Source organism: Arthrobacter sp. B3I9, assembly GCF_030816935.1.
In the GTDB taxonomy this organism is placed as follows: domain Bacteria; phylum Actinomycetota; class Actinomycetes; order Actinomycetales; family Micrococcaceae; genus Arthrobacter.
The window spans coordinates 1,540,530-1,555,184 of record NZ_JAUSYO010000001.1; the positions used below are offsets into that span (position 1 = coordinate 1,540,530).

A 14,655-nucleotide genomic window follows, 5' to 3' on the forward strand; every position below is an offset into this window, starting at 1 on the left:
CTGCCGGGGCCGGCAGCGCAACGCTTAACAGCAGGCAGGATTAGCGGCGGTGCCCCTAGACTGGGTCAATGACCGAGCAGAACCAGACTCATTCCGATGCCGATTCCTACGATCCCGGTGCCAGTTCACTCGCTGGCCACGTCGATCCCGCGGTGATGGCGGAACTGTTGTCGATCCGCTCGAGCATCGACAACATCGATGCCACGCTGGTATACCTGCTGGCCGAACGTTTCAAGGCAACCCAGAAGGTCGGCTTCCTTAAGGCGGCCCACAAGCTGCCGGCAGGGGATCCCGGCCGGGAGACGGCCCAGATCGCGCGGCTGCGACGGCTGGCGGCGGAGGCGCAGCTGGATCCGGCCTTTGCCGAGAAATTCCTGAACTTCATCATCGGCGAGGTCATCCGCCACCATGAAGCGATCGCGGAAGACCATGAGGCAGCGAAGGTGCAGGGTTCCGGGCGCGTAGCTCCTGCCGGCCCCGCCGTTTCCGCCGACGCCTGAGATGGCCGGTCCCGAAATCCCCGCTCCCGCCCAGGTCACCGCCACGGCCCTCGGCCCGTGGCCCGGAGAGGACCCGCTGGAGGCCGCCCGGATCATCCGCGGTGAACTCGGCAGCCCCCACCTGCCCTTCCTTGCCGAGCTCCCGGACCGCGGCGTGGGCTCCGACGCCCTCGGCCGGACCGCCTCGCTCCTTGTGGAGCTTGCCGTGGACGTCCAGCCCCACGGCTGGCGGATCGTGGACCGGCCCGGCAGGGACCTGATGCGGGCGCGCTCGGCCCTTTCCACCGACATCAACATCCTCGCTGACGTCATCGGTGCCGAGGACGCCCCGGCCGCCGAGCTCAAAGTGCAGCTCCGCGGTCCGCTGAGCCTGGCCGCCGGCCTGCACCTGCACAACGGGGAGCGGGCGCTGATCGACTACGGTGCCCGGCGTGACATCGCTGCCTCACTGGCGGCCGGCGTCGGCGGCTACCTCAAAAGGGTGGCCGCCGCGGCCCCCGGGGCCCGGCTGGTCGTACAGATCGACGAGCCCGAGATCGCGTCCGTCCTTGCCGGCACCATCCCCACCTCCAGCGGCTACCGCACCCTGCGCTCCGTGCCGGGGCAGGAGGCCACCGACTCCTGGCAGCTGCTCGTCGACGCCCTGCGTGCTGCCGGCGCCGCCGAAATCGCCGTCGCCGTCCCGGAGATCGAGGCGCCCTTCGACCGGATCCTCGCCTCGGGAGCGGACGCGATAGCAGTACCGCTGCGTGCCCTCACCTCGCGGCAGTGGGAGCAGCTGGCCGGGGCAGTGGAAGCGGGCAGGCGGCTGTGGGCAGGTGCGCTGGACGTGGGCTCGCCCTCAGGAGCCCTGCCGCGGGTAGCCGACGCCGTCGAAACGGTGTGGCGGCCATGGCGCCAGCTCGGGCTGCCGGCGTCCACGCTGGGCGCGCTCCGGGTCACGCCCGCGGAAGGACTGGAACGGCACTCGCCGTCGTCCGCGACGGCAGTGCTGACCCGGCTGACCCAGCTCGCGGACGGGCTCAACCAGCTCGCGCTGGGCTAAAAGCCGGGCTCAAGGCAGCAACGGCTCACATCCGCTGTTCCCAGCGGTCCGGCCGCGCAGGGTCCGGCAGATAACCCGGGCCGGACCTGCCGCCGGAATACTGTTCCAGCCGATAGTCGAAGTGCCCGGCATAGACCAGCACCATGCCGAGTTGCGGTTGGATCACCTTGACCTGGATCCGGTGCCGGCCTGACCCGTTTTCCTGCGGCTCCCACCACTGTTCGGCATAAGCCTTGGCATCGACGACTCCGGGCAGGTGGAGCCGCAGCGGCCCGAGGAACAGCCTCGATGCCTCGGAGACGCCCCGCAGCCTGCCATCCTCCGTGACGCTGAGGTTAAGGTCGGTGGCCAGCCGGCGGTACCGGCCAAGGTAGTCGACGAGCCCCCGCCTGGCGCCGGAGTCCACGTAACTGGTTGTGTCATGGAAGAGCCGCGTGCGGCCGGGAAAGAAAATCTCCCGGCGGGCAGTCAGGCTCGGGCGTCCGAACGGATCCAGGTGCGCATGGTTCTCGATCCGGAACGGGATGCGCTCGCCGTATTCGGGAAAGAAAGCCTGCTCCGAGCCGGTGAGCCGCAGCAGGGGACGCAGCCAGGGCTGCGGGCAGCCCACCACGTCGAACGTGCCGACGCCCACGCCGAACCGGCCGTACCCCGGAGCGAGCGAGAAGTATTCCTGCAGCTGCGGTTGCAACCTGGTGAACGCATCTCCAAGGGCCAGCTGATAGATCGGTGTGCTCACGGGAGCCTCCTGCAGGTTGGGGCCGGAATGTTGCCTGTGCCCAGCATGCAGGACCGGCGGCCGCTTGTCACAGCAGCCTGGCGCCGTCCCGGCTCACGCACGACGGCACCGGACGGGCGCCGTCCGCCATGCCCGGGAACCGCCGAATACGACAAAGCCAAACCAATAGGGGAATATATAACTATGAAGGCACGCATTCTGGTAGTGGACGATGACGAGGCGCTGGGGGAGATGATCGGCATTGTGCTGCGCAATGACGGTTTTGAGCCCGTCTTTTGCGCCGACGGCGGGCAGGCCCTTGAGGTTTTCCGTTCGTCCAAGCCGGACCTCGTGCTGCTCGACTTGATGCTTCCGGGCATGGACGGCATTGAAGTGTGCCGCCTGATCCGTGCCGAGTCGGACGTCCCGATCGTCATGCTGACGGCAAAAGCCGACACGTCCGACGTCGTCCGGGGACTTGAATCGGGCGCGGACGACTACGTGCCGAAGCCGTTCAAGCCCGCCGAACTCGTGGCCCGCGTCCGGGCCCGGCTCCGGCCCGGAGACCAGAAGGCGCCGGAAACACTTCGTATCGCCGACGTCACCATCGACGTTGCCGGCCACCTCGTCAGCCGGGGCAGCGAGAGGATCTCGCTCACGCCGCTGGAATTCGACCTGCTGGTGGCCCTGGCGCGCAAGCCGTGGCAGGTCTTCACCCGGGAGCTCCTGCTGGAGCAGGTCTGGGGCTACCGCCACGCCGCTGATACGCGCCTGGTCAACGTCCACGTCCAGCGGCTGAGGTCAAAGATCGAACGTGACCCGGAAGCCCCCGAAGTTGTATTGACGGTCCGTGGTGTCGGCTACAAAGCAGGTTCCTGAGCCTGCCGACGGCAGGCCCGGGGAAACGCCGGAACGCACGCTGCCGGCGCAGGCCGCTGTCGGCACACCCGCGGAGCGAGAACCGCACCACGAACCCGAGCGAGAACCGCACCACGAACCCGCCTCCGCACCCGCCTCCGCACCAGGCGGCGGGCGGCAGGGCGCGGCGGGTTGGTCTCTTGTCCGCCTGCGCGGCAGGATCTGGCTCCGCCGCGCCCTGATCATGGCGGTCCGCGTCGCACGGCTGGTGCGGACGGGGATTTCGCGGCTGTTGCCGGGCATCCGTTACCTGTTGCAGTCCCTGCACAGCAAATGGCGGCGCTCGTTGCAGTTCCGCACGGTGCTCACCACGCTGATGCTCGCCGTCGGTTCCTTCGCCGTTGTCGGCGCGTACCTGTCCAACCAGATCGCGAACAATCTTTTCCAGGAGCGCCTGGTCCAGGCGGAGTCCGAGACCCGCTACAACGTGAAGCAGGTCCAGGACACGTTCGACGGCGCCCAGGTCACCGACCAGTCCAGCGTCATCACCCTCGTCTATGACACCCTGAACGCGGTGGAGGGCCGCGGTTCCGTGATCCAGCGCCGCTACGTCTTCGAAGCCATGCCGGAACAAACCAAGCCCCGCAACCGGTGGGTTGAATCCAGGGCGTCGGACCAGCTGACCATCAGCGTCATTCCGCCCGAGCTGCGCAAGGCAGTCCAGGACTCCGGCAAGGAGCAGTTCTGGGCCTCCACGCAATTTCCAGTGGGCACCGAGGACCGCCCCGGCATCGCCGTCGGCAACAAGGTCACCTTCAACGGCACCGTCTACGAGCTCTACCTCATCTACGACCTCAACACCGCGCAGAAGACCCTGGACGAGATCCAGAACGTCCTGCTCGCCGGCGGGGCGGTGCTGGTGCTCATGATCGGCGCCGTCGCCTGGTACGTGACCCGAAATGTCGTCAGTCCCGTCAGCCACGCCGCCGTCGTGTCCGAAAAGCTGGCCGCCGGCCAGCTGCAGGAACGCATGGTGGTCAAGGGCGAGGACGAGGTGGCGCGGCTGGGCGCTTCGTTTAACCACATGGCCGCAAGCCTGCAGGAGCAGATCACCCAGCTCGCGACCCTCTCCCAGATGCAGCAGCGGTTCGTTTCCGACGTCTCCCACGAACTGCGCACCCCGCTCACCACCGTCAGGATGGCGGCGGAGGTGCTTTACGATGCGCGGGAGGATTTCGACCCCATCAACAAACGCTCGGCGGAGCTGCTCTACAACCAGGTGGAACGCTTCCAGTCACTCCTGGCGGACCTGCTGGAGATCTCCCGCTTCGACGCCGGTGTGGCAACGCTCGACGCCGAGCCTTCCGACATTGTCCAACTCCTCACGCAGGTGATCGAGGCCGTCGGCCCGGTCGCGGCCGAATACGGCTCCGAGGTCACCCTCAACGCCCCCGAGGGCAGCATCATCGTGGAGATGGACGACCGCCGGATCGACCGCATCCTGCGGAACCTCATCCTGAACGCCCTGGAACACGGCGAGGGCCGCCCGGTGAACGTGTCCGTGGCAGCCAACGGCACCGCGGTGGCAGTGGCCGTCCGCGACCATGGGATCGGGATGAGCGCGGCCGAAGCCGCGCGCGTGTTCGACCGGTTCTGGCGCGCGGATCCCGCCCGCGCCCGGACCACCGGAGGCAGCGGCCTGGGGCTTTCCATTGCCGCTGAGGACACCAAGCTGCACAACGGGTGGCTCCAGGCGTGGGGGAGCAAGGGCCATGGATCGAACTTCCGGCTGACCCTGCCGCTTCGCCAGGGCGAGAGCATCACCAGGTCACCGCTGCAGCTCGAACCGGCCGACGTCGGGCTGCCCGGTTCCGGGCCGCAGCGGACCATGCTGCTGCTGGACCCGTCCCCAGTACCGGAGGGCTGGGTTGCGGTTCCGGGAACCGAGCTTCCCGCAGGCGACGGTGACGACGGAAGAGAGGGTCAGTCGTGAGGGTTCCCTCGAGCAAACTCACCGCGGCGTGCGCTGCCGTGCTGGCCGTCGTCCTGTTCCTGCTGACGTCCTGCGCCCAGATCCCGCGTTCCGGGCCGGTGGGGAAGAGCACCGACGAGAGCGCCGGAAACCCCAACAACGCGCCCGTTTTTTTCCCGTCCGCGCCCCGTCCGGGCGCCGGACCCGAGTCCGTGATCGAGGACTTCTACCTGGCCGGCAGCGGCTATGAAGACGACTACGCGGTGGCCCGCCAGTACCTCACCCAGGCCTCCTCGGTCACCTGGAAACCCGATCAGCGGGTCCTTGTGTTTCGGTCGGCACGGGTGGTGCCCACCGCCGTCGAAAATGTCTTTAACTATGAACTGGACGTCGCCTACTCGGTAGACGCCGACGGCGTCGCCACGCAGTTGCCGCCGGGCACCACGGAGAACATCGCGGCGACCCTGACGCAGGTGGACGGCGAATGGAGGATCGCGGAAATCGCGGACGGTACGGCCATTCCGGAAGAGACGTTCAAGGTCATCTACGGTGCCTACCCGATCTACTTTTACGATCCCACGTTCACTTACGCGGTCCCGGATGTCCGCTGGTTCATCAAGAAGAAAACTGTCAAAGCCATGACCAGCGCGCTCCTGGGAGGACCGGCCCCCTACCTCAAGGGCGCCGTCGTCAGCGCCTTCCCCTCTGGCGTCAAGCTCGCCCGGGAGTCGGTGCCCGTCGTGTCCGGCGCAGCCCAGGTGGATCTCACGGCGAAGGATCTCGTTGAGGCATCCAACGAGGACCGGCTGCGGATGCAGACGCAGCTGGCACTGACATTCCGGAGCCAGCCCGACGTCATCAACGTTGAACTCCGGGCCAACCAGGATCTCGTGCGGGTCGAGGACAACGGATCGGTGCTGCCGCCGATCCGCGACAAGAACGTTCCGCCCCACCAGATCGCGGTCAGCAACAATGACCTGGTCCGGTATGAGAACAACAGGATCTCGCCGCTTCCGGATATCCAGTCCGTCGCGGCCCTCGCACCCCGGGCACCGGCGGAGTCTCCCGTGTCCCAGTCGGCGGCTTTCCTCAGCGCGGACCGCACCACCTTGTACTCCATCGGACCCGGCCAGCCGGCCAGGGCACTGACCACCCGGGCCAGCCTCTCCCGGCCCTCTTTCGACCGCTATGACTGGGTGTGGACGGCAGGTCCGGGAGCCAGTGGCGCCACCGAGGTCGTTTCCTACCGGCCGGCTGGAGCCGCCGAGGGAGCGCCCGTTCCGACCGTTTCACTTGCTCCGGGCTGGCTGGCCGGCCGGACCGTCAAGGAGTTCAGGGTGTCCCGCGAGGGAGCACGGGCACTTGTCATCTCGGAGCAGAACGGCAAGACCAGGGTCCAGGTGACCGGCATCATCCGCGGCGCCGACGGAACGCCCCGGGACCTGACCGCGCCGATGACCCTGCTGACGGTCCGTGATCCGGACCAGGGCGTCTGGGTTGACGACTCCACGGTGGCTGTCATGAAGGGCTCCCCGAGCGAAACGGTGATACCGGAGCTGCTGTCACTGACGTCCGCGCAACCGGACCTGCTAGCCCAGTGGCCGGGGCTTACGGCGCTGAGCGCCGGCAACGGGCCGGAGGAAATCTTTGCCCAGTCCGCCGAAGGTATCTTCCAACGGCTCGGAAACGGCTGGTCGCCGCAGCTGAAGGGCCCCGTCGATCCGGCTTTCCCAGGCTGACCCGGAGCTGTTGTTTGGCAGTGTTGTCCACATAGCGCTGTTTCCGGTTCCCGCAGCCTTTGGAGCCGCGGGAGCCTTGCACCATGACAACGCACGGCGAACCATGACAAGGCACGGGCCGGACGGAGCCCAATCCCGCCGGAAGGCCGCCGATCCGGACCTGTCCCCGCTTGCTTCGCCGGTTTCAAAGCATCGGGGTGACTATGCTCGCGGGCCTGCACGTCTGGCTGACCGGACTGCGGCTGCGGCGGCCGAACTGCTTGCCCTCGCCGCTCCCGTGGCGTGCGTGTGCTGCGGCGCGGAGGATCTCGTACTTTGCGGGGCCTGCGCGCAGCAGATCCGCCTCCTGACCCGGCACCCGTTCCGGGCCGAGGCGCAGGCGCCCGCGCTGATGGACATGGACGGCTCGGTGCTGCTTCCGGTGGTGGCCGCCGGCGTCTACCGCGGCGAACTGGCGCAGGCCGTGCTCGCATTCAAACGGTACGGCCAGGCGCCACTCGTGCACATACTGGCCCGGGCGCTCGGGCAGGCGGTGAGCGCCGCGTCGGGCGGGACAGCGGACGTCTGGCTGGTGCCCGTGCCCACGAGCAACAGCGCGTTCCGGAAACGGGGTTTCAGCCCGGTCCATCTGCTGCTGAAAAGGCTCAGCCGGAGCCGGACGTCCGGCGGCTCCGGGCGGGACGGGCCCGGGACTATCGACGCGCTGCGGAAGGTAGGGGCCCTCCGGAGGGTAGGGGCCCTGGCGACGTCCGGGGCCCTGCGGGGGGCGTCGCCCGCGCGGTGGCCGGTATGGATGCTGGCGTTGCCTCTGGCCGCCGGCCAGAAAGGTCTCGGGCGTGGTGCCCGGTCGCGGCGCGTACGCGGGTCGATGCGTGTCCGGAGCGGCCCGTGGGCGCCGGACCTGCGCGGGCAGCCCTGCATCATCGTCGACGACGTGCTTACCACCGGCGCCACCCTGGCCGAGGCCGCCCGCGCCCTGACGCTGGCAGGAGCGCAGGTCAGGGGTGCCGTGGTCCTGGCGGCGACACGCCCGCCGGCCACATCCGACCTCCCCGTCCAGGGCCGCGCGGTGGCGGGGAAGAGCGCCGTCGAGGAAAAAAATAAACCAAAAAAGGATGAATAACAGGGGTCTATGAACTAACGTCGAACATGGGTACCAAGAATAGATGTACCTGTCGATAGCGGCTCGGAAAGGGGCTCGACTGTCAGTCAGAACAGCCCCGGGAAGTGCCGCCGTCGTGTCACCGAAGTCATTTGGAGGGCACCATGGAGTTCATGATCAGCGGACGTAATTTGACGGTCTCCGACCGCTTCCGCGAGTACGCAGACGAGAAGATCTCGAAGATTGCGTCATTGGGGGACAAGGTTCAGAGGGTGGACGCGAAGGTTTCCAAGGAAACCAAAGCCCGCCAGACCGATGAAATGCTGACTGTTGAGCTGACAGTTCTGGGCCGCGGTCCCGTGATCCGGGCCGAAGCCAGCGCCGCAGACAAATTCGCCGCGTTTGATCTTGCCTATAACAAGCTTCTTGAACGCCTGCGCCGGGCGAAGGACCGCAAGAAGGTCCATCATGGCAGGCATACCCCCGTGGCGGTGCGCGAGGCCACGGCGACGCTGGAACCGGCCAGCACCAGCGCCCCCCTCTACGAGGAAGCAAGCCGCCGGCAGGAGGCCACGACCGCGGATACCGAGAAGTCGCCGTATGAGGTGGAGAACGACATTCCTGCCGGGGATTCTCCCGTACTGATTCGCCGGAAGGTTTTCACCGCCGCGTCCCTGACCCTGGACGACGCCGTCGACAACATGGAGCTCGTGGGTCACGATTTCTATCTTTTCGTGGACAAGGAGACCAAGGCGCCTTCCGTGGTCTACCGCCGTGAGGGCTGGACGTACGGGGTAATCTCCCTGGACCAGACCTGTGAGCCGGGAGAGGCTCCGCTGGAGCCGAAGGTTATCGCCTACCGTTCCGAGGATGAGCCCGCCACCGCCTAGACTGGTGCGGACCATCCACTGAAGGGACTGACGTGCCTGAATCGCTGAGCCTCAAGCAGGCCCGGCGGATCGCATTGGCAGCCCAGGCATTGGACAAGGTACGGCCCGCCGGACCCGTGACAGCACGGGCGGTGGGCCGTACCTTTGCCCGCCTGCACCTTGTCCAGATCGACTCGGTCAACGTGCTGTCCCGGAGTCACTACCTGCCGTTCTTCTCGCGGCTGGGCAATTACGACCGAGGCATCCTGGACCGGATGGCGGGCACACATCCCCGCCGCATGATGGAGTACTGGGCCCACGAGGCAAGCTTCATCCGCCCCGACCACTTCCCGGACCTCGTGCAGTGGCAGAGCCGGAAATGGGTGGGAGCGCATGCCATGGACCCGGACCTGAGGAGCGGGGTCGCCTCCCGGGTACTGGAGGCACTCGCGCAGAGAAAGCCCATGACCGCTGCGGAACTCACGGCCCGGCTTGGCCACGTGGAAGACCAACAGCAGGACAACTGGGGCTGGAACTGGAATGCCGTCAAGAGGGTGCTGGAACACCTCTTCGAGGAAGGTCTTGTCTCTGCGGCGTCCCGGACCGAATCCTTCGAGCGCCGCTACACCCTTACTGCCAAGGTCCTGCCGATGGCGCCGGAGGGCCGCGGTGAAACCAGCCAGGATCCGGCAGCAGCAATGGACCGCTTGATTGACGCGGCGGCACAGGCCCACGGCATCGGTACCATACGCTGCTTCGCGGACTATTTCCGGGTGCCGGTCAAAGCAGCAGCAGTGTCCGTGGGGAACCTCGTCGATGCCGGACGGATACGGCCGGTCCTGGTCACCGGCTGGAACCGGCCGCTCTACCGGCATGTGGAGGCAAAGCTGCCCCGCGCGGCCACCGGCAGGGCGCTGCTCAGCCCGTTCGACTCGCTGGTCTTTGAACGCCGGCGGCTTGAGGCCCTCTTCGGCTTCCACTACCGGATCGAGATCTACACGCCGGAACCGAAGCGCCGCTTCGGCTACTACGTGTTGCCGTTCCTGCTCCGCGACGGGATCGTTGCCCGGGTTGACCTCAAGGCTGACCGCGCCAACGGCCTTCTCCTGGCGAGGGCCGCGCATGCCGAGCCCGGCGCGCCGGCGGACGTCGCCACTGAGCTTGCCGCGGAGCTGCGGCTCATGGCCGAGTGGCTCCAGCTGGACGGGGTGGTCGTTTCCCCGTCAGGTGATCTGGCGCCGGCGCTGGCCGATGCTGTCGACCGGACAGGCGACGCTGTATCCGCTGTCAGGGAACAGGCATAGCGGCCCCGCAACTCTCCCGTAGACTAAACACGCCAGAATTCGGCGGCTTGAGACTGGGAGCATCTTCACGTGGCATCACTTATTGAAAAACTTCTCCGCACGGGTGACAAAAAAACCCTGAGGCAACTGCGGAACTATGCCGACGCTATTAACGCCCTCGAAAGCTCCTTCAAGACCTTCACCGACGCCGAACTGCGCGAAGAGACCGACGTGCTCCGTGCGCGCCACCTCGACGGCGAAAAGCTGGACGACCTCCTGCCCGAGGCGTTCGCCGCCGTCCGGGAAGCCGCTTCCCGCACCCTCGGCATGCGCCACTTCGATGTCCAGCTGATGGGTGGTGCCGCCCTTCACCTGGGCAACATCGCTGAGATGAAGACCGGTGAAGGCAAGACGCTGGTGGCCACTGCTCCGGCCTACCTCAACGCCCTCACCGGCAAAGGCGTGCACGTCGTCACCGTGAACGACTACCTCGCTGAATACCAGTCCGACCTCATGGGACGCGTGTACCGGTTCCTGGGCCTGACCAGCGGCTGCATCCTCGCCAACCAGGACCCCGCCGTGCGCCGCGAACAATACGCCGCGGACATTACGTACGGCACGAACAACGAATTCGGCTTCGACTACCTGCGGGACAACATGGCGTGGGACAAGACGGAACTCGTCCAGCGGGGCCACAACTATGCGATCGTCGACGAAGTGGACTCCATCCTCATCGACGAGGCCCGCACCCCGCTTATTATTTCCGGTCCTGCGCAGGGCGACACGAACCGCTGGTACAGCGAGTTCGCCAAGGTCGTGTTGCGGCTCCAGCCCGAGGTCGATTACGAGGTCGATGAGAAGAAGCGCACGGTCGGCGTCCTCGAGTCCGGAATTGAAAAGGTGGAGGATTACCTTGGCATCCACAACCTCTACGAGTCGGCCAATACGCCGCTCATCGGCTTCCTGAACAACGCCATCAAGGCCAAGGAACTTTTCAAGCGGGACAAGGATTACGTCATTCTCGACGGCGAAGTGCTGATCGTGGACGAGCACACAGGCCGCATCCTGGCAGGCCGCCGGTATAACGAGGGCATGCACCAGGCCATCGAAGCCAAAGAAGGCGTCGAGATCAAGGCCGAGAACCAGACGCTTGCCACCGTGACCCTGCAGAACTATTTCCGCATGTACGACAAGCTTTCCGGCATGACCGGTACGGCCGAGACCGAAGCCGCCGAGTTCATGAGCACCTACAAGCTCGGCGTCGTCGCCATCCCCACCAACCGGGACATGACGCGTATTGACCAGGCGGACCTCGTCTACAAGAACGAAGCCGTGAAGTTCGACGCCGTCGTCAAGGACATCGCGGAACGGCATGAACTGGGCCAGCCGGTTCTGGTCGGCACCACCAGCGTCGAGAAGAGCGAGTACCTGTCGCGGCTGCTGGCCAAGGAGGGCGTCCGGCACGAGGTCCTGAACGCCAAGAACCATGCCCGGGAAGCTTCGATCGTCGCCCAGGCGGGCCGCAAGGCTGCAGTCACCGTGGCAACGAACATGGCCGGCCGCGGCACCGACATCATGCTCGGCGGCAACGCCGAGTTCACCGCCGTCGCGGAACTTGCCAGGCGCGGACTGGACCCGGAGGAAAACTCCGAAGAATACGAGGCAGCCTGGCCGGAGGCCTTCGAAGCGGCGAAGCAGGCGGTCAAGGACGAGCACGAGGAAGTCCTCAACCTCGGTGGCCTCTACGTTCTCGGCACCGAACGGCACGAGTCCCGCCGCATCGACAACCAGTTGCGCGGCCGCTCAGGCCGTCAGGGTGACCCGGGCGAATCCCGGTTCTACCTGTCACTGACCGACGACCTGATGCGCCTGTTCAACTCCGGCGCGGCGGAGCGGCTGATGAACAGCTCCGTGCCCGACGACGTCGCGCTGGAGTCAAAGCTTGTCTCCCGCGCCATCGCCTCGGCCCAGGGCCAGGTGGAGGGCCGCAACGCCGAACAGCGCAAGAACGTCCTGAAGTACGACGACGTCCTGAACCGCCAGCGCGAGGCTATCTACGGCGACCGGCGCCGCATCCTCGAGGGCGATGACCTCCACGAGAAGGTTCAGTTCTTCATCGAGGACACCATCACGGCCTTCATCGATGAGGCGACGGCGGAAGGAACCGGCGACGACTGGGACTTCAACCTGCTGTGGTCCAATCTCAAGACCCTTTACCCGGTGAGTGTCACCCCGAGTGATCTGATCGACGAGGCCGGCGGCAAGTCGCGCATCACGGTGGAATTCCTCAAGGACGAAATCCTTTCCGATGCCCGGCTGGTCTACCAGGCGCGTGAAGAGGCGATCGGGTCCGAGAGCATGCGCGAACTCGAACGCCGCGTGGTCCTGTCCGTGATCGGACGCAAATGGCAGGAACACCTGTACGAGATGGATTACCTGAAGGAAGGCATCGGCCTGCGGGCGATGGCCCAGCGCGACCCTCTGGTGGAGTACCAGCGCGAGGGGTTCATCATGTTCCAGGCCATGATGGAGGCCATCCGCGAGGAAAGCGTCGGCTTCCTGTTCAACCTGGAGGTCGAGGTGACCCCGGCCGAGGACGTCGTCGTGGCGGATGCCGGCGGCCAGCACACGGAGCACCACGAGCCGCAGATCCGCGCGTCGGGACTGGAAGCTCCGGAGAAGCCCGCGCAGCTCCAGTACACCGCTCCGGGTGAGGACGGCGCCGCCCAGACCCGGGTCGAGGCCAAGACCTCGGGCCGGTCCGGCAACCCTGCCAGGGCCGCCGCTCAGGACGCCCCTCGCCGTGCCAACAAGAAGAAGCGCCGCTAAGCCAGCTGCCCTGGAGGGCGACGCAGAAAGGTGAGAGGACCGGAACGTGGTTCCGGTCCTCTCACCTTTTTCCTGCCCTCCTTCCCTTGTATCCCCCCGCAGCTCTCTGTCGTCCCGTGCCCGTGCCCGTCTCCGTGCCGGCGCGCTTGCCGGGAACCCGTTCAGCCGATCTCCAGCACCGTCACCCGCCAGAGGAACTGGGTCCGTTCCAGCCGGAGTGCCACGGCGCGGACGCGCAGTTCGTCCACGACCACGGCACTCGCCTCATAAACGTCCTCCGATACCTTGCAGGCCCGGACCGAGCGCACCGAGGGGTTGCGGTGCAGACGACCGGCCGTGGGTGAGTTTCCCGACGCTACGCGCCGCGTCAGGGCCGCCCGATGCTGCAGGGCGGTGAGACAGCGGTCGTCGAGTCTCCTGGCCAGCTGCTGGGCAGGCCGGGTACCAGCCAGGACCTCGATTGCGGCCTGCACCGTGCTGCGGCAGATGGTGCAGATTTCCTGACCCTCGTCCACCAGCTGCAGCGGCACACGCCGTGTCGCCGGCGTGGACGTCGGCGGAGCAGGGGGACCCGGGGCCGGTGCGACGCCGGCGTCGACCAGGCGGAGCGGCGTCCGGGGGGATGCTGAAGGTTCTGCAAGGGCGCGACGCCCAGTGGGTACGGTCATGGTGGTTTCCTTCGTGACGTTGTCTTGACGCGCTTGGCGCTTGGTTGTTGCCGGGTGGTTGCAGCGCTTGGGGCACTGCTGGGGTTACGTGCGGTTGTCTTGTTGCAGTGCCGGGGGCATTGCAGGGTTCTGCGCGGTTTCCGGTTCCCTTCCGGACAATCACTCGCGCGCCGGAAGTCGAAGAACCTGGCCGGGATGAAGGAGGTGGGGGCTCTCACCAATGACTTCCCGGTTCTCCCGGTACAGCCGGGGCCATTCCCGGGCGATGTCGACATCAGAGGCCAACGGGCCGAGCCGTGAGGCGGCGAGGCTCCAGAGGGTGTCCCCGGCCCGGACAGTCACTTCAGCGACGCCGTCCGCGGGTTCCTGCACCCGGAGCTGGCCCGCCACCAACGCGCCCGGATCCACCGTCGGAGACTGCGGAGTCCAGGACGGGGGTGCCGGGGGTCCTGGTCGGGAGCTCCATGAGGCGGACGCCGAAGCTGACGAGGCGGACGCCGGAGCGGGCGCGGCCTCGGGGACGGGGCCCGGCGGTGCGGCGAGGCCCCGCAAGGGCAAGGGCAGGACCAGTCCCTCGGCGGTAGCCGTCGTCGGTGTCCACAGCGCGGAGACCGCGGGGCTGGGCAGGGGATCCGGGCCGGCCAGCGACGCGGCGGTGGCCAAGGGCGCGGAGAGCAGCTGGAAACCCAGGGCAGCAAGGGCCAGCCGGCGCATGAACGCCGGGCTGAACCTGGCTGTCACCGCAGCGGCCCCGATTCGTCCGCTGCGCTGCAGCAGAGCCGAGACCACCGCGGACATGAGTGAGATCAGCCACCACAGGATCAGAATCAGGCCGGCAGTGTTGGCGGCCAGCCCGAGTTGGTCCTCGAAAGACAGCGACTGCTGCCGGGCCGAGGAGGAGCGCCAGCGTTGCACCAGGCGGTCTCCGGATCCTGCCAGGAACAGGCCCAGCAACAGAATCGCGGCAGCCATGGAGGCGTCGGCCGCCGGGAGATATCGCCCCGCGCGCGCACCCTCGGATGCAGGCTTTGCTTTCTCCACGACGTCCTCCTCGTTTGAGCCTTGTCCATAC

At 66.9% G+C, this 14,655-nt stretch carries 12 protein-coding genes; 9 read left to right on the plus strand and 3 right to left on the minus strand.

Translation table 11 applies throughout. The features are described 5' to 3' along the window. Positions 1-68: 68 nt before the first annotated feature. Positions 69-500, plus strand: a complete 432-nt coding sequence (locus QFZ65_RS07300; protein ID WP_306909403.1) for a chorismate mutase — start codon at positions 69-71, stop codon at positions 498-500. Position 501: 1 nt separating this feature from the next. After that, positions 502-1,545 carry a hypothetical protein gene (locus tag QFZ65_RS07305; protein WP_306909405.1) on the plus strand — a complete coding sequence of 348 codons (1,044 nt, stop codon included), beginning with the start codon at positions 502-504 and terminating at the stop codon, positions 1,543-1,545. A 25-nt stretch (positions 1,546-1,570) separates the two neighbouring features. On the opposite strand, the gene QFZ65_RS07310 is transcribed toward QFZ65_RS07305, so the two are convergent. Then, on the minus strand, positions 1,571-2,284 hold the full coding sequence (locus QFZ65_RS07310) for a DUF4166 domain-containing protein (RefSeq protein WP_306909407.1): 714 nt from the start codon (positions 2,282-2,284) through the stop codon (positions 1,571-1,573). Between the two features lie 183 nt (positions 2,285-2,467). Between QFZ65_RS07310 and mtrA the strand changes: the two genes are divergently transcribed. The 7 genes from mtrA (at position 2,468) to secA (ending at position 12,915) form a co-directional block, all read left to right on the plus strand. After that, complete coding sequence (gene mtrA, locus QFZ65_RS07315; RefSeq protein WP_306909409.1) at positions 2,468-3,142, plus strand: MtrAB system response regulator MtrA; 675 nt, start codon at positions 2,468-2,470, stop codon at positions 3,140-3,142. A gap of 223 nt (positions 3,143-3,365) precedes the next feature. Next, complete coding sequence (gene mtrB / locus QFZ65_RS07320; RefSeq protein ID WP_306912522.1) at positions 3,366-5,114, plus strand: MtrAB system histidine kinase MtrB; 1,749 nt, start codon at positions 3,366-3,368, stop codon at positions 5,112-5,114. Further along, positions 5,111-6,832, plus strand: a complete 1,722-nt coding sequence (locus QFZ65_RS07325) for an LpqB family beta-propeller domain-containing protein (protein ID WP_306909411.1) — start codon at positions 5,111-5,113, stop codon at positions 6,830-6,832. Before mtrB ends, QFZ65_RS07325 begins: the two co-directional genes overlap by 4 nt. Before the next feature lie 103 nt (positions 6,833-6,935). Continuing rightward, positions 6,936-7,955 (plus strand): ComF family protein, encoded by a 1,020-nt coding sequence (locus QFZ65_RS07330; RefSeq protein WP_306909412.1) that lies wholly within the window; start codon positions 6,936-6,938, stop codon positions 7,953-7,955. Between the two features lie 143 nt (positions 7,956-8,098). Further along, the gene (gene hpf, locus QFZ65_RS07335; RefSeq protein ID WP_306909414.1) at positions 8,099-8,824 is read left to right on the plus strand and encodes a ribosome hibernation-promoting factor, HPF/YfiA family; all 726 of its coding nucleotides are present in this window, start codon (positions 8,099-8,101) and stop codon (positions 8,822-8,824) included. Positions 8,825-8,856: 32 nt separating this feature from the next. Next, complete coding sequence (locus QFZ65_RS07340; protein ID WP_306909416.1) at positions 8,857-10,107, plus strand: winged helix-turn-helix domain-containing protein; 1,251 nt, start codon at positions 8,857-8,859, stop codon at positions 10,105-10,107. A 69-nt stretch (positions 10,108-10,176) separates the two neighbouring features. Next, on the plus strand, positions 10,177-12,915 hold the full coding sequence (secA, locus tag QFZ65_RS07345; RefSeq protein ID WP_306909418.1) for a preprotein translocase subunit SecA: 2,739 nt from the start codon (positions 10,177-10,179) through the stop codon (positions 12,913-12,915). 161 nt (positions 12,916-13,076) lie between these two features. Here the strand turns inward: secA and QFZ65_RS07350 are convergent, their stop codons facing one another. Together QFZ65_RS07350 and QFZ65_RS07355 are read right to left on the minus strand one after the other, a co-directional pair. After that, complete coding sequence (locus tag QFZ65_RS07350) at positions 13,077-13,583, minus strand: Rv3235 family protein (protein ID WP_306909420.1); 507 nt, start codon at positions 13,581-13,583, stop codon at positions 13,077-13,079. 159 nt (positions 13,584-13,742) lie between these two features. Then, positions 13,743-14,624 (minus strand): LysM peptidoglycan-binding domain-containing protein, encoded by an 882-nt coding sequence (locus QFZ65_RS07355; RefSeq protein ID WP_306909421.1) that lies wholly within the window; start codon positions 14,622-14,624, stop codon positions 13,743-13,745. Between the last annotated feature and the right edge of the window lie 31 nt (positions 14,625-14,655).

Bases quoted from the DNA above. Each gene is read 5' to 3' on its own strand.
- QFZ65_RS07300 (WP_306909403.1), top strand. From the start codon at position 69: ATGACCGAGCAGAACCAGACTCATTCCGATGCCGATTCCTACGATCCC.
- QFZ65_RS07305 (WP_306909405.1), top strand. From the start codon at position 502: ATGGCCGGTCCCGAAATCCCCGCTCCCGCCCAGGTCACCGCCACGGCC.
- mtrA (WP_306909409.1), top strand. From the start codon at position 2,468: ATGAAGGCACGCATTCTGGTAGTGGACGATGACGAGGCGCTGGGGGAG.
- mtrB (WP_306912522.1), top strand. From the start codon at position 3,366: ATGGCGGTCCGCGTCGCACGGCTGGTGCGGACGGGGATTTCGCGGCTG.
- QFZ65_RS07330 (WP_306909412.1), top strand. From the start codon at position 6,936: ATGACAAGGCACGGGCCGGACGGAGCCCAATCCCGCCGGAAGGCCGCC.
- hpf (WP_306909414.1), top strand. From the start codon at position 8,099: ATGGAGTTCATGATCAGCGGACGTAATTTGACGGTCTCCGACCGCTTC.
- QFZ65_RS07350 (WP_306909420.1), bottom strand. From the start codon at position 13,583: ATGACCGTACCCACTGGGCGTCGCGCCCTTGCAGAACCTTCAGCATCC.